Genomic DNA, 18,472 nt, shown 5'->3' with positions numbered 1-18,472 from the left:
AGTTGCGGAAAGCCGTAAGACAGGCGATTTTGATTTACAGGTAAACCATACGAGCATACTCATTTACATGGCAAGTAAAATCTCCCCTCCACCTCAATCCATTGGACGTGCTTTGAACTTCGCGGCAGGGCGAATGAATGCACTCTGCCAGCAACTTCTGGATCCTTATGGTCTTTCTCTGCCGCAATGGGTCATCTTGTCTTGTCTTTGGAGAGATGGAGAAATCACAGTGAGCGCTTTGGCCGATCTTGTCGGCAACGGGCTCCCAGCGACGTCTCGCATTGTGGATCGAATGGAAGACCGTGGATTGCTGACACGTCGCAAGCACAAAGAAGATGGTCGGGTCGTCGTCGTCGTCCTGACACAGAAAGGCGATAAACTGCGACACCTGTCCGATTTCTTCGCAAGGATCAACGCCAGGCTATTTGAGGGCTTCTCGCAGAACGAGAAGGACCTTGCGTTCTCGCTGCTCATGAGGATGCAGAAGAACGCCGAAACGGCACTCGAAGAAGAAAAAGCTTCGCCCTGACAATAACACCGACATCACGGCTGACGCTGCTTCCGAATGCGAAAGAAGGCATTGGCGCATCTGCAGCGAAAGCTCGCTTCGTCCGCACTGCTGACCTTGGCCTCCCAACGCAGGCTGCACGCTGTCACGGATGACCGCTACGGAGAAGCCGCATTGCAGCGTTGACCCTCCCGGTGGAGGTCGGCTCTGGGCCGGAAGCTCGTCAGCGTCGTTTGCCAAGTGTCCTCGTGATTTTGTTACCACGGGGCCCGGACTGGATGGAGGTATTGGACAGGTTTTCCTGCGTAAGCTTGCGCCATCGTCCAAGGCGAGCGGGGTCGAGTGTCCCGTCAGCGGTCGCCCCCTGAACCGCGCAACCAGGTTCATGATCATGGGTACAATCCCGGAAGCGACACTGGGACGCGAGGTCGACAATCTCCGCGAACAGAATATTGAGCCCGTCTGAGACATCGCTGACATGCAGCGTTCGCATCCCGGGCGTGTCGATCACCCAGCCGCCACCGGCAATTGCATGGAGCGAACGCGACGTGGTTGTATGTCGCCCCTTGGCGTCGGCCGCGCGAATGGGTCCTGTTGGCTGTGCGTCCTGGGATGACTTCTTCGACAGCGTATTCAGCAAAGTCGACTTCCCGACTCCGGACGACCCGACAAGGGCAACGGTTTGCCCTGGGCCGCACCAATGAGCCAATGTCAGTGCTGCCTCCGGCGCTTTCGCATTCAACATGACGACATCCAGTCCGAGTTGAAGGGCTTCCGCCTGCCGCAGGTAGGGTGCGGCATCAGCCGTCTGATCGATCTTCGTCAGGACAATCACAGGGATCGCCCCAGCCTCGTTTGCCAGCGCCAGATACCGCTCCAGTCGTGCGGGATTGAAGTCGTCATTGCAGGAGGTGACGATCAAGAGTGTGTCAACGTTAGTAGCAATCAGCTGCATTTGCCGACGGCCTTCAGCTTTGCGCTGTAACTGCATCCGCCTATTCAGCCGCCGGACCAGCAAGCGGGTCTCGCGGGCCACCAGGACCCAGTCCCCCACGGCGAAATCCGTCGTATTCGTCTGAGCGGAAAGGGTCAGCCTCACCGGGCCAAGTTCGGACAACGCAGTGACTTGATCCCGGTGAACGGTCGCGATGCGCATGGGGGCAAACCCTATCTCGCCGGGCTCCAACTGCTCGTCGTAAAACGCGGACCAGCCGAGAGCGGCCAATGAAACTGCGGGCTGATCTGATGACTTGGTCACAGCAGCCTGCATGGCGGCAGAACAACGTTGTTGCAAGCTTATCCTTCAGGAAGGCGCAAAAGCGACTACGCGACAAATCCGGTAGAGCGCACCCGCCAACCGGCGCAAGTAACTGCTCGAACGGTTGCGTTGGAGGCGTCGATGCACGAGGTTGCGGGATCGACGCCAAGGGAGATTACGACATGATGATCTATGGCTTACAGACTTGCGCAATCTGTCAGAAGGCCCGCAGAGCATTGGAGGCGGAAGGAATGGACGTCTCTTTCCGTGATGTTCGGGCGGTGCCTTTGAGCGAAGCAGAATTGTCGGGGCTGATCGAAGAGTTCGGGGATCGGCTCGTGGATCGCAAGTCTAATGATTACCGCGCGCTCAATGACTGGCTGAAGAATTCGGAGGCAGAGGCGCAGATCGCGGCCCAACCAAAAGTAATGGCCCGCCCGGTAATCCGTGACCGGGACAAGTTCTTTCTGGGTTGGGATGAGACTGTTCGGCAAGCTTTGCTTTCGGACCAATGACCCGGGCTGGAAGGCACATTGCGACAACCCAGTTGAACTGCTTCCGGCCACACAAACGGCCCCAATGCGAAGAATCCTGATATTAGTCGGAATGGCCAGGTTGGTCCACTCTGGGCCATCGCTTTGCACTGTCGAGTCGCGATGTTCCGGCAGTGCAGAAGTTTCCAGGTTCCTGGACTCAGTCGCCTTCGGAGTGAGTTGGATGACGTAATTCGTGAGCAGACGAAACCGTCGTCGAGGCGGAAGACGGCAACAGCAACCTCATTTGCCATATTTCGGAGGTCCCGCGCTGCGGGGCCGTCCGAGTCGCGATCATGCTGCCATGCTGCGCGCCGACGCGAATGGCCGCTTCCGGGAAGCAGCAAAGCAAAGCACGGATGCCGGCGAATGTCGGCATTTCCGCGCTGCGCAAACTGTTGGAGTGCACTCGGCACGCTCAACCCGGTATGATGCTCGGGGGCAGGGTCGGGGAACACTTGGCAAGTGCCGATGCCCACGCGTTGTCGCCCGGTCATGCTGACCGGGCATTTCCGGTTCAGGCCAGTCCCTGACGCCTGGCGTTGAAAAAGCTGCAGAGAGGGTGAACGCAACCGGAAAGCCCGTGTCGCAGTAATCGCTTGGCAAGGTGACGAGAGCTACGATTGCTTGCGGCTCATGGCAACGGCTTCACAGGCGATCCAGGCAATGTCGGAACGGTGAATGCTGATATCCGCGCGTTCCCGGTCGGACATTGCCGAAAGTTCGCGCCATGTGCGGTCATAGAGGGCTTGCGCCCTGCGCCGCTCTGCGAGGTCGGCCCTGAAGTGTCTGATCCAATTCTGGACTCCTTCAAGGGGATGAACGGGAAGGATATTCTGAAATGTCATATCGTTAGTCTTTCGTTTCAAATGGTGGAGCTCTGTCCACCGCGTGTCGCCGGTGTTTGCATGTCGCTCGTTTCGCATTGGCGCGGAGATGGCCAAGTAAGCCTCAGCTTGGATCAGCCGAAGGGTGATCGCCTTGGATCAGGCCACATTCACGGCAAACGCGGAGCAGGCGTCAGCGGTTAGGCCATTGCGCTGGCGGCTGGCGTCTTGTTCGCGAAAACCCCGCGCAAATTGGACAAGCCGGATTTGATTGACTTGGCGATATATTCGCTACGCAGCCTCCGCGCGCGATGGATGATCTTTTGAACTTCGTCCGGTGTGGCGGTCTTGTATTCAACTTGCATATTCATGGTTGGGTCTTTCGTGTCATTTATGCGTCTTTGCTTGTCTCAAAGGTATGGGCCAATCGCCGAATCCCTAACCATAGACGGTATGCTATGACTGCATGGCGGCGGGCTCGTTCGATCACGACCGTCCTTCACCTTCAGAAAATGCTGCGCGTTGGACGAATGGCCGGTGTGGTTAGGCTGCACCGCAGCGCTCGGCCACAAAGCGAACGGCAGGTCAGGGCCGTCCACGAAGGACGGCCCGGCAGGTCAGATTTCGACCGACTCGGAGATCGAGAGTGCGTCCTCCAGCTCGACGCCGAGGTAACGGACGGTGCTGTCCATCTTCGTATGACCAAGCAGGAGTTGAACTGCACGGAGGTTTCCGGTCTTGCGGTAGATCTGGGCGACTTTGGTCCGTCGCATCGAGTGCGTGCCGTATGAGCTCGGTTCGAGGTCGATCGAGGTGACCCAGTCCCGGACCAGCCGTGCGTATTGTCGGGTGGAGATGTGCAAGCGTTCATGAAATCGACCGGGCCAGAGATGTTCCGATCCGATCATCTGTGGCTCATCGATCCAGCGCGCGAGCGACTTACGGGTGCCCTCGGTGATCTCGAAGCGGACAGGTTTCTGAGTTTTGCTTTGGATAATCGAAGCGCGCTCTTTGACCTGGCCTGCTGCATAGACATCCGCGACTTTCAGTTTTACCAGATCACAGCCTCGGAGCTTGCTGTCGATGGCGAGGTTGAAAAGGGCAAGATCACGGTGATTTTCGGAGATCTCCAAGCGCACGCGAATGGCCCAGACGTGCTTGGGCATGAGCGGGCGCTTCTGGCCGGCGACGCGCCCCTTGTTCCAGGCTGGGCGGCAGGCGCGAATGGCAGGTAAGTTGGCAATGGGCATGATGGCTCCTACGATCCGCCACGCCCTGCCACGACACCAACCCGACGTTGGTGCGCCATCTTATCACGCAGATCCGGCGGCGCGGCCAAGGTCGGAAAGGAGCCCAAAGCGACCGGTTCTGCACAATGCACTAACGGCGGCTTTTCGTCGTTGAGTGAAATCTTGTGAAAACTGGGCCGGTCATGCAGGGACAATCCGGCTGAAATTCGACAGCAGTCTTTTTCGTCATATCGAACGTGCACCCAGAAGCGCAGCGCAAGGAATTGGCGGACGGGTGGGCAAAACCGCCCACCCTTCGTTTGCTGCCTCAAGTTTGGTGCTATGGCGTACAACAGGTTACGGTGTAGTTCTTAAACGTCGCTTTGCTGCAGCCATTGCTGACCGGAGCGCCCGTCTTTGGGCTGCCGCAAGAGTCCCTGTATTTGGCCTGTATTGTACCATTCGCATTAACCTGACATTGCGCGATGTCATTTGGCCCACAGCCGCCTTTTTCGTTGTAAATGTCGAAAACATCGCCAGGTCTCATCGCCTGAACTCCCCGATGATCGCCATAATTGAAATTGTAGGAAATATTCGATATCGCCGAATTGGTAGACTCCGGTGTCGAAGTCCCCCTCGCGGCATCTTGCTCAGGCGTATAGTTGCACGATGTGATATTTGTGCCCGGTGCCCAAGTGGGAACGCCGGTTTTCGCGTCAGCGCAGGCGTCCAGACAGTGCAGGACTGTCGCAGTGTTAGGACCAATTTTTACGGTCGATTGCCAAAAGTACCCAAGTTTCCCAATTGGAATTATTGGTGGGTTGCAGTTGAAAATCGTCTTCAGACTTGTTGAACTTTTGTCCGTAGAGCTTCTTGCTGTGTTAACCGCATTGGTCAAACCAGTCGTCAAAGACGCTGTCAGAGTCGCAGAGGCCGACGCGCTGGCACCACCACCTTCGTACCCGGCTTCCACAGTGGTCGAACTGGACACCTGTGCTTCAACTCTGGTTTCTACTTCCTGGGAATATGAATTTGTGAAAGCAGAACTGAATGTATACTCCTTCTCGGTCGTCATTGAGCAATTTCCGCCTGAGACGCATTTTTGAACCCACTTTCCACGAACGACAACGTCTGATAGCTTGACCACCGGGGCAGGCGTTCCGACCTTGGCAACATAGAACTCCAACGTATCGCACCAGGATCCCGAGCACCGCAAGCCAACGAGCACGGTCTTCACTCCATCGTTGTTTTCTGAAAAATTGACCAGGCTATTTGGACCTTCCTTGGTTTGCTTCACAGGCAGCCACCTGTGGTCGTAAAGCGCATTATCTGCTCCATCCTTGTTATAACCGCAACTCACTCGGACATAGCTGCAGTAATCGCCATTGCAGGCAAACCGAGTAATGAGCCCTTCAGTACAAATAATTTCCTGTTGGCCTTGTCTATCGTTGATGTGATCTTTCCAACCCCATTCCGAATCCACGATTGCGGTTGGGTCACAACGCTGCTTATGGTGAGAGCCGTAATGCCCTTTGGTGTTAAATCCGGTTATGCCACCATAGCAGATTTCGGAATGCTCGGTGCTGACCCATTTGCCCCACTCTTGCGCTTGTGCTTGCGCCACTCCTGCGAGGCATAGCGACATAACCAGCGAAATGCCTGCAATTCTGTCGCGTCGCATCAAGTGCGAAATTCCAGTATTCGCCTTTGAGAGTCGGGGAGCGGTTGGGGTGGCGGTGCCAATAATACCGACGACCGCATGTGCGGAGTCTCTATATCTTCTCATTATAATGCATCCAATTTGCATGGACCGGGCAGCAGCCGGTCGGTAGGCCCCGAACCCGCGCCACTCAGTATTCGAAGCGTACCGAATAGTGCAAAAACGAGATGTCTAAAACCGCGTCAGGGTGTGCGGAGCAATCCCGAATGTAAGCGTGATGCATGAACAGCTTAGACGAATTTTGGGGATTGGTCTCTAAGAAATGATGCGATGATACCTGGATTATGTTCGCCCTCCACCTCTCACGGTTACCAAACCCGTCAATGGCTCATCCGCAGCGAAAGTAGGGAAAGTCTAAGATTTTTTGATGCGGGCCAGTGCGTTAGGATTGTGTTGGGCGGTCTGGCCCGCGTTGACAAATCTGACAAGGTGGAAGCCGCGGGCTGTCGGTGCCGCGCTATGGGGAAAGCGCAGGTCCCAGTCCCTGATATCGGTCAGAGTTTCGCGGATTTTTCCGAGTTTGGAGGCGTAGCGTCGTGGTCTTGGGCGTAGGGCCGGGCCCATTTTTCGGTCTTGCTGCGGTGTCCTGGCACCCGTCGCGACGCATTGATGGCATTGAGCCAAAGCGTCCCTTTGACCGGCACGTTGCGTGTCGGATCGAAGGGTTCTCAGAGGATCTGCGGTTCATCATGCGGCCTGCTTTCTTGGTGGCGCTCGGGTTCGAGGTAACTGCCCACGCTGGAAGGTCTCGATGATGCGCATCGGCCCACCGCAGTCAGGGCATGGCTCGCGCAATGTGAGGGGTGACAGCGCTTCGTCAGGCGGTTGAACTGGTTCAACTGATTTGATTTCCCCGAGCAACGCGCGGATCTGAGCGACTTTCTTTTTGCCCCCGCTGCCTGCGAGGAAACCGTAGTGGCGGATACGGTGGAAGCGATCAGGCAGAACATGCATCAGAAAGCGGCGGATGAACTCGAAGGTCGGGAGCTGCATGACCTTCAGGCGGTCTCCACGTTTGATCCTGTAATCTTTCCATTTGAAAGCAACGGTCCCGGCGTCAGCGCTGACGAGCCGATGGTTTGAGATGGCGATACGGTGGGTGTAGCGGGCCAGATACGCGAGTACTGCCTCGGGCCCACCAAATGGCGGTTTGACGTATACCACCCAGTCGATCTTGCGCAGCGGCGCCAACCATGCGGCGAATGTGGCGGTGTTTGCCAATTCGGTAACGTCACCGAAGAACTTCAGTTGCTCTGCACGGTGCAGTGCCATCAGCCCTTCGGTAAACAGCCGCCGGAACAGCCGCGACAGCACGCGCACATGCAGAAAGAACCCGGGCTTGCAAGCAACCCAACGGGTGCCATCCGGCGATAGCCCACCCCCTGGCACGATCATGTGGATATGCGGGTGATGGGTCAAAGCCGACCCCCAAGTATGGAGAACGCTGGTCATGCCGACACGCGCGCCCATACGTTTGGGATCGATGGCAATGGTTGCTACAGTCTGGGCCGATGCTTTGAACAACAGACTGTAGATCGCGCGCTTGTTCCAAAGGGCGATCCGCGCGATCTCTGCGGGCAGCGTGAAGACCACATGAAAGTACCCGACCGGCAACAGGTCCTCGGCCCGCGCCGCCATCCAGTCACGCGCCGCTGGTGCCTGGCATTTGGGGCAATGCCGGTTTTTGCAGCTATTGTAAGCGATGTGCTGATGGTTGCACTTGGTGCAGGCTGCCACATGCCCGCCGAGCGCCTCCGTGCGGCAGGTCTCAATCGCTGACATCGCTTTGAGCTGGCTCAGGCTCACCGCATGAGCCCGCCGATAGGCCGGACCGTGCGTTCGAAAGATATCAGCAACCTCCAGCTTCGGGCGCGACAACGCCCGCCCGCGTTACTGCGGCCTTCGGTCCCGCAACTGTGCCAGCAACTCGTAGGGGCTATCGGTGTCCCGGATCAGCTTGGTGGCGACATGGGTGTATTGCGCCGTAGTGCTCAGCTTGGCATGGCCGAGCAAAACCTGGATCACGCGCACATCCGTCCCGGCCTCCAGAAGATGCGTCGCGAAGCTGTGCCGCAAACTGTGCAACGTGCTGCGCGGCTTCTTGACCCCCGCCAGATGCTTGGCTGCGCTGAAGGCGCGATGGAGTTGCCGCGGTGACAGCGGGTTGATCCGAGGCTTTCCCGGGAACAGCCAGCCATCCGGCCGCGCCTCGCGCCAATAATCGCGCAGAAGCGCCAATAGGCCAGGCGACAGCATCACTTTGCGATCCTTGCCGCCCTTTCCGCGCTCGACATGGATCACCATCCGGTCGCTGTCGATGTCGGTGACCTTTAGATTGCAGACCTCGGACGCCCTCAACCCAGTACCATAGGAGATACTGAACGCAGCGCGATACTTCAGCCCCGGACCCGGCGCGACCCTGAGAATCTCGAACACATCTTCGGCGCTGAAGACGACCGGGAGCTTCCGTGGTTCCGTGCGAAAATGTAGGCAGTCCTTCATCTCAGGGCGCTTGCACGTCGTCTCAAAAAAGAAACGCAGCCCGACAAGTCGCGCGTTATAAGTCGATGGCGTGACGGTCGTGTCGACCATATGAAGTTGGTAGGCGCGCAAGTTTTCGGGTGTTGCTGTATCCGGCGATCGCCCAAGGAACTCGGCAAGATATCGAATTGCCCTGATATGCGCTTTCTGCGAGCCTTCGCCCAGCCCTTTGATCCGCATATCTTCGATCATCCGCGCACGCAGCGGTGTTGTCTTTTGGTCCACCATGGGATCCTCCTATCCGTTGATTGAGAGGCCCCAATCGTCGGATAGACGTGCCCATTTCCAAAATCCCGGTGGTCAGATCACCGCGCCGCCCTCACCACAAGCGCCCCTGCCGCGGTAGCGGCTTCGTCCAAGTCCCGCGGTGCGGACACTCGCCAGCTAAAATGCTGCATCATGCAGGAATGGCCGGTTTGGTTAAGCCGCACTGCAGCGACAGAAGCATGGGCCAAGGTCCGCTCAGGGCCGGTCTAAAAAAGAACCTGAAGAGAGAAGGATGCAGTTTGCCCTGCCTAAATTGCGGGAATCCCAAGACCATAGAAGCACATCTGATCCCCAAAGCATTCGTGATGGAGGTGAAAGTTGATCGCGGTGAGCAACACTTGATTGTTCACAAGGGCAACCCTCATCCGCAGGTTAGCCACACTGGCGTCTACGACAAAGATATTCTTTGCGGGGATTGTGACAACATACTTGGGCGCTATGAATCCTACGCATTTGACCTATTTCGAAAAATCCGGAAGCAATCCCTCAGCGCGGGGAGGATCATAAGCATAGACGGCGTAGACGGAGATATGCTGGTACGTTTTGCCTCAGGTATTGCTTGGAAATATGCTGTCACAATTCCTGGTAGGGGGCGTATCGACATTGGACCTTACAAGGATATCCTTAGGATGGTCGCTCTCAGTGGCGGGCAAATTCCCAATGCCATTGATGTCACGATTGCGCGCATCATCGAACTTGATGGCGACGTTTATTACTATCGCACCCCGATGCCAGATAGGCAGGAAGGAGTGAACGTTGTAAGGTTCTGCCTTGGCGGGTTTCTCATCTTTCTCAAAATCGACAAACGGCCGCCGGGTAATTTGCTGCCGGAGGAATGTTGGTTGCGAGGCCGCGAAAAAGGAGCCTTCGTGACTCTCCCAGCCGATCATGTCGAGGAGGCAAATCTGCACGCAGAGCTCGCGAACCGAACACCTGTGCGTCGGTTTTTTTCGGAAAGATGCGAGAGCGTTCAGCCCGGAACTCAAAGCAAGGTTGACGTAGGTTGAGAGCCACCGTTTTCGGGTGTTTCGTGCCAGCTCGAATGGCCGCAATGCGGATTGCGACCGCAGCATTTCGATTGTCCGTCAAAAGGCAGCTCAGGGCCGTGTGTGTCGATCGGAAGGATGTCTGGCAAGGAGGTCATGCTGTAGCGCCGCAGGTCCGCTCCGAGCCCAGATCTACATAGTTCGCAAATGCGGCATTTTTCTCGTGCAGAAAATTTGACAGCCTGCGTATAGCCCATACCGGTCACTCGGTTCGGTGCTGAGATGCACTAATCGCAGTCCACAACACGGACATTCACTGCGAAACAAAAATCTATGTTACCGATTGTAAGCGCATGCCGGATAGACAAGGGCAACGGCTTTATGACGCTTAAAAACTATTATAGCACTCTTCTTTCACAGTCTCAGGTCAGACAAACCGGCATGCTCTGCAGGCCTTGGACCTTGAGGCCAATGAAACAGTCTTTCGGTTTCAGCGATCGCGAAATCATTGATTGAGGCATGGCGCGCGGCCATGTAGCCGTTTGCGTCGAACACCCAGTTTTCATTGCCATGGGCGCGGAACCAATTGCTTTCTGCATCATGGTACTCGTAGCAAAAGCGCACGGCGATGCGGTTTTCGCCATGCGCCCAAATCTCCTTGATCAACCTATACTCGCTCTCCTGCGCCCACTTTCGGGCCAGAAAGGCGCGCACTTCGTCCCGGCCATTCAGAAACTCGGACCGGTTGCGCCATTTCGTATCGGAAGTGTAGGCCAGCGCCACCTTTTCTGGGTCTCGTGTGTTCCACGCATCTTCGGCCATGCGGACTTTCTTGACCGCATCTTCGTAGGAAAAGGGCGGCATTGGCATACGGGTCATGGCGGATTACCAGCTGTTATAGCCGAGATACTTGCCCGACATCTCGACCTTCACCCGGTCACCCTTGGGGTTTTGAACGCGGGTTACGGACATGTCGAAGTCGATAGCGGACATGATGCCGTCGCCGAATTTCTCCTGGATCAGCGCCTTCAGGGTCGGGCCGTAGACGCCCACGATTTCGTAGAAACGGTAGATGCATGGATCGGTTGGCACGGCTTGTTCCCAGATCTTGGTCGGGCTTTCGGCCAGCACGCTTTCGGCATCCTGCGGTAGGCCCATCACGCTGACCATCAGCTTGGCTTTTTCGGGCGGGAAGGCGTTCATGCCCATGGCTGCCGAGTGGGTCCAGACGGGCGACATGTCGATTTTCTCGGCGATCTCTTCCCACGTCAGCCCGGCTTGCTTTTTGGCCGACAGGATCATGGCCGTTGCGTCTTCCTTGGTCATTATCTCGGTCATCATAAGGTCTTTCATTTTGGTCACTCCTCCGGTCTCAGCTGTTGACGGCGCGCAGGGCGGGTCGTTTGTCTTCGGGGTCGTCTGGGGCCTGCGTCCTGTCGGTGGTATTGTCGATCCGCACTGGCTTTGGCGCACTGGTTTGGCCCGGCTCGGTGGGCTGGCCTGCCAATTCCTTCGAGCGTTTGCCAAGGAATTGCACCAGATGGTTGCGGATTGCGTAGTAGTTGGGATGCTCGATGATCTCGGTGCGATTGCGCGGGCGCGGTATCGTGATCTCGACGCTTTCGGCAACGCGGGCTTGTGGGCCATTGGTCATCAGCAAGATGCGGTCGGCCAGCAGGATCGCCTCGTCAATGTCGTGGGTGATCATGAAGACGGTTTGTTCCATCTGCCCCCAAATTTTCAAAAGCTCGTCCTGAATGGTGCCCCGCGTCAGCGCATCGAGCGCTCCGAAAGGCTCATCGAGAAGCAGCAGCTTGGGGTGGTTGGCAAAGGCCCGCGCGATGGAGACCCGCTGGCGCATTCCGCCCGACAACTGACTGGGCTTGCGCTGGATCACGTCGCCTTCAAGGCCCACCATGGCGAGGAACTTGGTGGCGTGCTCCACGACGTTCTGTTTGGTCCAATCGGGGTAGCGGGCGGCGACGCCGAACGTGACGTTTTTCAGCGTGCTCAGCCATGGCAGCAAGGAGTAGTTCTGAAAAACGACGCCCCGGTCCAGGCTGGGGCCTTTGACCTCTTGCCCGTCCATGATGACTACCCCGCTTGTGGGATCAGCAAGGCCTGCCAGGATGTTCATGATCGTGGATTTGCCGCAGCCGGAATGGCCGAGGATCACCACGAACTCCCCCTTCTCGACGCCGAATGAGGCATCCTCGAACACGGTCAGTTCACCGCCAGCCCCATCCGGGAAGCGTTGGGTCAGCTTTTCGATACTTAAGTAAGGTTTCATCTGGAATGCCCTCTATTCGACGTAGGTGACGCGGCGCTGCAACAGGCCAAACATGGCGTCCAGCAGCATGCCAACCACGCCGATCATGAGAATGGAGAAGACGACTGACGTCAGATCAAGATTGTTCCATTCGTTCCACACATAGTAGCCAATCCCGGTGCCCCCGACGAGCATCTCGGCGGCCACGATCACCAGCCACGCGATGCCGATCGAGATACGCATGCCGGTCACAATGGTGGGTGCCGCAGCGGGCAGGATGACGGTGAAGGCGGTCTTGATCGGCCCAAGCTCATGGGTGCGTGCAACGTTGACCCAGTCTTCGCGGACCCCTGCCACACCGAAGGCCGTGTTGATCAGCATTGGCCAGATTGAGCAGATGAAGATTACAAAGATCGCCGAAGCCTCGCTGTCGCCGATTATGAACAAGGCCAGCGGCATCCATGCGAGGGGCGATATGGGGCGCAGCACCTGAATGAACGGGTTGAACGCCTTGTAGGCCACCTGCGACATGCCGATCAGAAAGCCGAACGGGATCGCGACCAGCGCCGCCAGAAGATAGCCCGTGAGAACGCGGTAGATCGAATAGCCGATCTGGATACCGATGCCCTTGTCGTTGGGGCCCGCGTCATAGAACGGATTGCTCAACTGCTCCCACGCTTTGGCGATGACCTCGCTCGGGGGTGGCACGCCCGCCTTGGGCGCACCGGCACCGGTCAGCAGCTCGTATTCGGTCAGTTCTCCGACCGCTTTCTGGCCGGGGATCGCGGCTTCCCAGATCAGGAGGCCAACGATCAGCATCACAACGGACAGCAAGGCCGCGCGTTGGTTGAGGGACAGATTATCCATCCCTTATCCCTTCTTGATCGCGAAGCTGTCGACATAGGCCTCGGGCGTCGCGGGATCGAAGGTCTTGCCCATGATCGTGTGCGATTTGTAGGTGATATCGGGCGCCTCATAGCCGAGGTCTTCCATGACCTTTTTGCAATCGGCAGCGAGATACACCTGTTCGGCCACGCCCTTGTAGTCGACATCGCCCTCGATATAGCCCCAGCGCTTCATCTGTGTCAGGATCCACACGCCCATCGAATGCCACGGGAAGGGGTCGAAATCGATCCGGTCGGGCACGCGCTTCACCTCGCCCAGACCGTCCGCATAGGTGCCGGTCAGCACCTGTTCGATCACCGTCACCGGCTGGTTGAGGTAATTCGTGGGCGCGATGGCTTCCGAAATCTCTTTGCGGTTTTCCGCGGCGGAGGCGTATTGCGTAGCGTCGATGATCGACTTCAGCAGCGCGCCATAGGTGTTGGGCAGCTCGGTGGCAAAGGACAGCGGCGCGGCAAAGGCGCAGCAGGGATGGCCTTCCCAGATATCCTTCGTCAGCAGATGCAGGAAGCCGATGCCTTCATAGACCGCGCGCTGGTTGAACGGATCGGGCGAGAGATACCCGTCGAGGTTGCCCGCGCGCAGGTTCGCCACCATCTCGGGCGGGGGCACGACGCGGATTTGGATATCGACATCGGGGTCGAGGCCAAACTCGGCGACGTAATAGCGCAGCAGGAAGTTGTGCATCGAATATTCGAATGGCACGCCGAAGGTGAAGCCCTTCCACTGTGCGGGATCGCGCTTGTCGAGATGTTCGTTGGACAGCACGATGGCCTGCCCGTTGATGTTCTCGACCGCGGGCATGATGTAGGGCTCGGCCACCGACCCGGCCCCCAGCGTCATCGCCAGCGGCATGGGCGTCAGCATGTGCGACGCATCGTATTCGCCGTTCAGCGACTTGTCGCGCGCCACCGCCCAACCGGCGGTCTTGATGACCTGCGCGTTCAGACCGTAGCGTTCGTAAAAGCCCAGCGGCTGGGCCATGATGATCGGTGTAGCGCAGGTGATCGGCACGAAGCCGATGTTCAGATCGGTCTTCTCCGGGGGCCCGAGATTATCGAGGATAGCGGCTTTCGCCTCGTTCAGCGGAAAGACCGAGGCCAGCGCCGCGGCCATGGTCGAGCCACCCATCATGCCCATGAAAGACCGCCGGCCGATATCGCTTTGCCCGAAGACCGACCGCACGATGGCGCTTTCGACGGCGCGTTCCATCATGCCCTCCGACGTGGACAGATCCACGCTGTCCTCCGCCTCGGGCGCGGCGGCGCTGCAGGTATGACAGCCGCAATCCGCGCCATGCCGCAGATCGGTCTTGGAGGAGAAGGGATTACCGAGGGACTTGATCGACATAACATGCTCCCGCTGTTGGTTTTCCTCATGCTGTCAGCCAGAAACAGACATATGAAGGCGGCTGCCGGATTTCTGGGATTTGCGTTTTGCGATGTTTTTCAGGGCATTATCCGATGCGAGACGCTAAATAATTTACGATAATTCGTAATTTACGAAATTTCGTATTGCGCTTTGCGGCGTTTCCCGTCCGCATGAACCATGCTTAATGATACCGCCCCTTACGATTCCCTGCTGGCCGGTGCCTTCGGTCCGACTGTCCTGATCGACCTCAGCCGGGACCGCATTCTGGCGGCCACGCCGGAGGCCCTTGCGCTGTTCGATGACCCGCAGCTGACGGGATCGCAGTTCGCCCGGCTCGTGGCCGCGGGCATGGACGATTTCGTGGTCTTCATCGCCGAGATTCAGCATCGCGGCACCGCCTGGACGCGGCGCGTGGCCCTGCAGACCGCCGGGAGCGATCCCTTGCAAATCGAGCTTACCGGGCGTTGGCTGCAACACGCGGGCAAGGATATGCTGCTGCTGCATCTGCTCGATCTGGTGGCGCTGGAACACCATGCCGCCGAGGTTGCAGCCGGGAATCTCTACAAGGGCGGCCTTGTCGAATGGCAGCGCGCGCAAAGCTTCTTTGCCGATCTCGAACGCGAAAACCAGCTGATCCTGAATGCGGCGGGCGAGGGGATCTACGGTGTGAACGCGGATGGCAAAACCACCTTCGTGAACCGGGCCGCACAGGAAATGCTGGGCTGGACGACCGAGGATCTGCTGGGCCGCGACATTCACACGATGATCCACCATCACCACCTGAACGGCGATCACTACCCCTCGCATGAATGTCCGATCTATCAGTCCTTCCGCTTCGAGCAGGTCAACAGGATTGAGAACGAGGTGTTCTGGCGCAAGGACGGCAAGCCGATCCGCGTCGAATATGTCTCGACCCCGATCTACGATGGCGCGCAGCTGGTCGGCGCGGTGGTGATCTTCAGGGACATCACCGAGCGCTGGGAGAACGAGCGCAAGCTGCGCGAGGCGATGGACGAGGTAGCGGCGTTGCGCGACCAGCTCGAGGAAGAGAACGCCTATCTGCAGGAAGCGATCAGTATCGAACGCGCCCACCATGACATCATCGGTCGCTCGGACGCGATCCGGCGCATCATCACCCAGATCGAGCTTGTGGGGCCGACGGATACAAGCGTGCTGATCCGGGGCGAAAGCGGGGTCGGGAAATCCCTCGTCGCTTCGGCCATCCACGACGACAGCAGCCGCAAGCGGCGCCCGATGATCCATTTCAAGGCCGGGGCTGTGATCCCCGAGAAGATCGAAAGCGAATTGTTCGGCCAGGTGCGCGGTGCCTTTGCCGGGGCGCTCAAGGACCGTCCGGGCAAGCTGGAACTGGCTCATGGCGGCACCTTGTTCATCGATGAGGTCGCCGACATCCCCATCGAGATTCAGGGCCATCTTCTGGACGCCCTGCAGAACCGCGAAGTGGTCCGGCTGGGCTGCGACCGCGCCCGCAGCCTCGATCTGCGGGTGATCGCCTCGACCTGTCGCGACATCGACCGCGAGGTGCAGGCAGGCCGGTTGCGTCAGGACCTGATGCTGTATCTGGGCGTCTTTCCCATCCTGTGTCCGCCCTTGCGGGACCGGGCAGAGGACATCCCGGTCCTGACCGCGCATCTGCTGCGCGTCGCGTGCAAACGGCTGGGCCGCACGGTTCCCATCGTGACCGAGGGCGCGATGCGCAAGCTGCAGGATTATCACTGGCCCGGCAATGTGCGCGAACTGGCAAACGTGATCGAACGCGGCGCCATCGTGTCACAATCTGAAAAATTGCAAGTTGAAATCCAAAGCCACATTGTCCCGGGAGCTTTACCAACCTCTACCTTACTCACCGAAGCAGACGTCGAACAAATTCGCAGGTTGAACATCATTGCCTGCATGCAGCAAGCGGGTGGCAAAGTTTCCGGCAAAAACGGGGCGGCGGAATTGCTCGGGGTCAAACCGACCACGCTTTATTCACGGCTCAAGAAGCTGGGGCTAAGTGAAGATGACTGGTGAATGCTGTGGCTCGGTTTGTCTGAACAGGTTTCCGGCGTTTCGTAAGTGGTTTTCCGCCTTGTTTATACCGCTGCCGCTTGGGGCACCGACGGATTGAAGTAAGCCTGATCTGGTGTTTTGCCGTCAAGCGATGAGTGGGGCCTCTGACTGTTGTAGAAGCCCAGGTAGTTCCGGTTCGAGGCGCGGGCCTCGGAGGCGCTGGCATAGGCCCGCAGGTAGACCTCTGAGCTACCCCCGAAATTCGGACACTGACATAAGCTACGATTTGCAGTCTGCTGATCTTCGACGAGAAGGAGATCAGAGATGTCGAAACGGAAGCAGCACGCGCCTGAGTTCAAGGCGAAGGTCGCGCTGGAAGCCCTGAAAGGCGAGGAGACGGCTGCCGAACTGGCGAGCCGGTTCGGGGTGCATCTATTACCGGCAGGTGTTTGCATGGCAAACACCGAGAGGCGACGATGATCCATCAATGGAAGCGGGCCCTGCTCGAAGGTGCCTCCGGTGTGTTCGAGCGCGGGAGCCGCAAGAAGCCTGAGATTGACGAGGAGCAGGTGAAGGAGCTCCACGCCAAGATCGGGGAGCTGGCGGTGGCCAACTCTTTTTTTGGAACGAAAGCTGAAACCTTGGGGCGGGAAGTGAGCCGCGGCATGACCGATACCCCACAGGTCCTGCTGCAGCATCATCTCAAGAAGCTGCGCCTGCCGACCTTCAACAGCGAGTACGACAAGCTGGCCCGGCAATGCGCGGCGGAGAACAAGGATCATGTGCGCTACCTTTTACGGCTCTGTGAACTGGAGCTGATCGAGCGCGAGCGCCGGATGATCGAACGCCGGATCAAGGCCGCGAAGTTCCCGGCGACCAAAAGCCTGGACAGCTTCGACTTCAAGGTGATTGCGTCACTGAACAAGACCCTGACCATGGAACTGGCCCGCTGCGCCTTCGTGGACCGGCGTGAGAACGTCATCGCCCTGGGCCCGAGTGGCACCGGTAAGACGCATGTCGCCCTGGGGCTCGGACTGGCGGCTTGCCAGAGAGGCCAGAAAGTCCGATTCACAACCGCCGCTGCCCTGGTCCACGAACTGATCGAGGCTGCCGAGGAACGGCGCTTGCAGCGTCTGCAAAAGCTGCGGGTCAGCCAAGACCTGCTGATCATCGATGAACTGGGCTTCGTTCCGCTCAGCAAGAGCGGCGCCGAGTTGCTGTTCGAGGTCATCTCGCAGCGTTACGAGCGTGGCTCCATCATCATCACGTCCAACCTGCCGTTCGATGAATGGACCGAGGTTTTCGGCTCGGAACGCCTCACCGGCGCCATTCTGGACCGCCTGACCCATCACGTCCATATCCTCGAAATGAACGGCGAAAGCTTCCGGTTGCGCGAAAGCCGCAAAGCCCAAATCTGAAATCCATAAACCCTGGATCAAAAGGGCTCGCCTGCGGCCAGCGCGCCTTGGCACACGTCAGCTATCTGGAGAGCACGCGCGCCAAGGCGCAGCTAAACCGCAACCAAACTGACCAATTTTGCTCCGGGATTGACAGTTAGTGCATGGTCGGTCTCTGGTCTATCGGCACGATGCTCTCTGGCGCTGGTGGACGGTATCCCAGAGAGCTGTGCGGTCTGACAGTGTTGTAGTGGCGGCGCCATCTTTCGACCGCCAAAGCCCGCAGACATAGGAGGCTCGCACGACATTTCCGAAAATCGTGCAATATTGGCAGGATTGTCCAATGTGATCCCGATTAGGTTTTTCTCTTTTGTGCGCGATTGCATGACCGCGTTGTCCCGCGTTGTGCGAGTTCGATGGTTCGGAAACCATGCAGGCGCAGCGAAAGTCCGGTCTGATGATGCCGCGCTGCGGCGTTAGTCGGCGAAGCAAAGGTCGGCAACGGGCCGTTCGTGTCGCGGTTACAAAGGTCAAAAAGCAGATGGGGTGGATGGCTCCCGCTCCCCGGCGTCGTAATGCGCCATAGTGCAGGTGTCAGAATCTGCGATTGAGAGGAGCCACCCCATGCAAGTTACCACCGTCGGCCTCGA

Annotated in this window: 18 protein-coding genes and 2 pseudogenes; 6 read left to right on the top strand and 14 right to left on the bottom strand. The window is 58.1% G+C overall.

Features of this window, described 5'->3' with window-relative positions; translation table 11 throughout:
- Window positions 1–67: 67 nt before the first annotated feature.
- Entirely contained in the window at window positions 68–529 is a 462-nt protein-coding gene (locus ACXYMN_RS19340; RefSeq protein WP_459015681.1) for a MarR family winged helix-turn-helix transcriptional regulator, read from the top strand.
- A gap of 202 nt (window positions 530–731) precedes the next feature.
- On the opposite strand, the gene rsgA is transcribed toward ACXYMN_RS19340, so the two are convergent.
- Window positions 732–1,802 carry a ribosome small subunit-dependent GTPase A gene (rsgA, locus tag ACXYMN_RS19335; protein WP_459015680.1) on the bottom strand — a complete coding sequence of 357 codons (1,071 nt, stop codon included), beginning with the start codon at window positions 1,800–1,802 and terminating at the stop codon, window positions 732–734.
- A gap of 146 nt (window positions 1,803–1,948) precedes the next feature.
- Here rsgA and ACXYMN_RS19330 point away from each other — a divergent pair, with 146 nt between their 5' ends.
- On the top strand, window positions 1,949–2,281 hold the full coding sequence (locus ACXYMN_RS19330) for an arsenate reductase family protein (RefSeq protein ID WP_459015679.1): 333 nt from the start codon (window positions 1,949–1,951) through the stop codon (window positions 2,279–2,281).
- A gap of 635 nt (window positions 2,282–2,916) precedes the next feature.
- Here ACXYMN_RS19330 and ACXYMN_RS19325 read toward each other — a convergent pair.
- The 6 genes from ACXYMN_RS19325 to ACXYMN_RS19300 all read right to left on the bottom strand — a co-directional run bounded on the left by ACXYMN_RS19325 (window position 2,917) and on the right by ACXYMN_RS19300 (window position 8,844).
- On the bottom strand, window positions 2,917–3,147 hold the full coding sequence (locus ACXYMN_RS19325; protein WP_459015677.1) for a DUF1127 domain-containing protein: 231 nt from the start codon (window positions 3,145–3,147) through the stop codon (window positions 2,917–2,919).
- A gap of 179 nt (window positions 3,148–3,326) precedes the next feature.
- Complete coding sequence (locus ACXYMN_RS19320) at window positions 3,327–3,497, bottom strand: RSP_7527 family protein (protein WP_459015676.1); 171 nt, start codon at window positions 3,495–3,497, stop codon at window positions 3,327–3,329.
- A gap of 246 nt (window positions 3,498–3,743) precedes the next feature.
- Window positions 3,744–4,376 carry a tyrosine-type recombinase/integrase gene (locus ACXYMN_RS19315; RefSeq protein WP_459015674.1) on the bottom strand — a complete coding sequence of 211 codons (633 nt, stop codon included), beginning with the start codon at window positions 4,374–4,376 and terminating at the stop codon, window positions 3,744–3,746.
- 319 nt (window positions 4,377–4,695) lie between these two features.
- The gene (locus tag ACXYMN_RS19310; protein WP_459015672.1) at window positions 4,696–6,039 is read right to left on the bottom strand and encodes a hypothetical protein; all 1,344 of its coding nucleotides are present in this window, start codon (window positions 6,037–6,039) and stop codon (window positions 4,696–4,698) included.
- A 723-nt stretch (window positions 6,040–6,762) separates the two neighbouring features.
- Entirely contained in the window at window positions 6,763–7,953 is a 1,191-nt protein-coding gene (locus tag ACXYMN_RS19305; protein ID WP_459015670.1) for an IS91 family transposase, read from the bottom strand.
- A 12-nt stretch (window positions 7,954–7,965) separates the two neighbouring features.
- Window positions 7,966–8,844 carry a tyrosine-type recombinase/integrase gene (locus ACXYMN_RS19300; protein ID WP_459015668.1) on the bottom strand — a complete coding sequence of 293 codons (879 nt, stop codon included), beginning with the start codon at window positions 8,842–8,844 and terminating at the stop codon, window positions 7,966–7,968.
- Between the two features lie 344 nt (window positions 8,845–9,188).
- Between ACXYMN_RS19300 and ACXYMN_RS19295 the strand changes: the two genes are divergently transcribed.
- Window positions 9,189–9,890, top strand: a complete 702-nt coding sequence (locus ACXYMN_RS19295) for a hypothetical protein (RefSeq protein WP_459015666.1) — start codon at window positions 9,189–9,191, stop codon at window positions 9,888–9,890.
- A gap of 393 nt (window positions 9,891–10,283) precedes the next feature.
- On the opposite strand, the gene ACXYMN_RS19290 is transcribed toward ACXYMN_RS19295, so the two are convergent.
- The 5 genes from ACXYMN_RS19290 to ACXYMN_RS19270 are packed head-to-tail and all read right to left on the bottom strand — an operon-like array spanning window position 10,284 to window position 14,391.
- The gene (locus ACXYMN_RS19290) at window positions 10,284–10,748 is read right to left on the bottom strand and encodes a nuclear transport factor 2 family protein (RefSeq protein WP_459015664.1); all 465 of its coding nucleotides are present in this window, start codon (window positions 10,746–10,748) and stop codon (window positions 10,284–10,286) included.
- 6 nt (window positions 10,749–10,754) lie between these two features.
- Complete coding sequence (cynS, locus tag ACXYMN_RS19285) at window positions 10,755–11,222, bottom strand: cyanase (protein ID WP_459015662.1); 468 nt, start codon at window positions 11,220–11,222, stop codon at window positions 10,755–10,757.
- A gap of 19 nt (window positions 11,223–11,241) precedes the next feature.
- On the bottom strand, window positions 11,242–12,159 hold the full coding sequence (locus tag ACXYMN_RS19280; RefSeq protein ID WP_459015661.1) for an ABC transporter ATP-binding protein: 918 nt from the start codon (window positions 12,157–12,159) through the stop codon (window positions 11,242–11,244).
- A gap of 12 nt (window positions 12,160–12,171) precedes the next feature.
- Window positions 12,172–13,005, bottom strand: a complete 834-nt coding sequence (ntrB, locus tag ACXYMN_RS19275; RefSeq protein ID WP_459015659.1) for a nitrate ABC transporter permease — start codon at window positions 13,003–13,005, stop codon at window positions 12,172–12,174.
- A 3-nt stretch (window positions 13,006–13,008) separates the two neighbouring features.
- Window positions 13,009–14,391, bottom strand: coding sequence for a CmpA/NrtA family ABC transporter substrate-binding protein (locus tag ACXYMN_RS19270; RefSeq protein ID WP_459015658.1), 1,383 nt, complete (start codon window positions 14,389–14,391; stop codon window positions 13,009–13,011).
- A 198-nt stretch (window positions 14,392–14,589) separates the two neighbouring features.
- Here ACXYMN_RS19270 and ACXYMN_RS19265 point away from each other — a divergent pair, with 198 nt between their 5' ends.
- Window positions 14,590–16,446 carry a sigma-54 interaction domain-containing protein gene (locus tag ACXYMN_RS19265; protein ID WP_459015656.1) on the top strand — a complete coding sequence of 619 codons (1,857 nt, stop codon included), beginning with the start codon at window positions 14,590–14,592 and terminating at the stop codon, window positions 16,444–16,446.
- Between the two features lie 62 nt (window positions 16,447–16,508).
- Here the strand turns inward: ACXYMN_RS19265 and ACXYMN_RS19260 are convergent.
- Window positions 16,509–16,670: pseudogene (locus tag ACXYMN_RS19260) on the bottom strand (integrase core domain-containing protein); the annotation flags it as partial.
- Between the two features lie 79 nt (window positions 16,671–16,749).
- Between ACXYMN_RS19260 and ACXYMN_RS19255 the strand changes: the two are divergent.
- Complete coding sequence (locus tag ACXYMN_RS19255) at window positions 16,750–16,905, top strand: transposase (protein WP_459015654.1); 156 nt, start codon at window positions 16,750–16,752, stop codon at window positions 16,903–16,905.
- 185 nt (window positions 16,906–17,090) lie between these two features.
- A complete protein-coding gene (istB, locus tag ACXYMN_RS19250; RefSeq protein WP_459015699.1) occupies window positions 17,091–17,843 on the top strand; it encodes an IS21-like element helper ATPase IstB in 753 nt (250 codons plus the stop codon).
- A 136-nt stretch (window positions 17,844–17,979) separates the two neighbouring features.
- Here istB and ACXYMN_RS19245 read toward each other — a convergent pair.
- A pseudogene (locus tag ACXYMN_RS19245) lies at window positions 17,980–18,093 on the bottom strand (integrase core domain-containing protein); the annotation flags it as partial.
- Window positions 18,094–18,472 lie beyond the last annotated feature (379 nt).

Source organism: Roseivivax sp. CAU 1753 (assembly GCF_054482575.1).
This window is presented reverse-complemented; position numbering and strand designations above follow the sequence as displayed.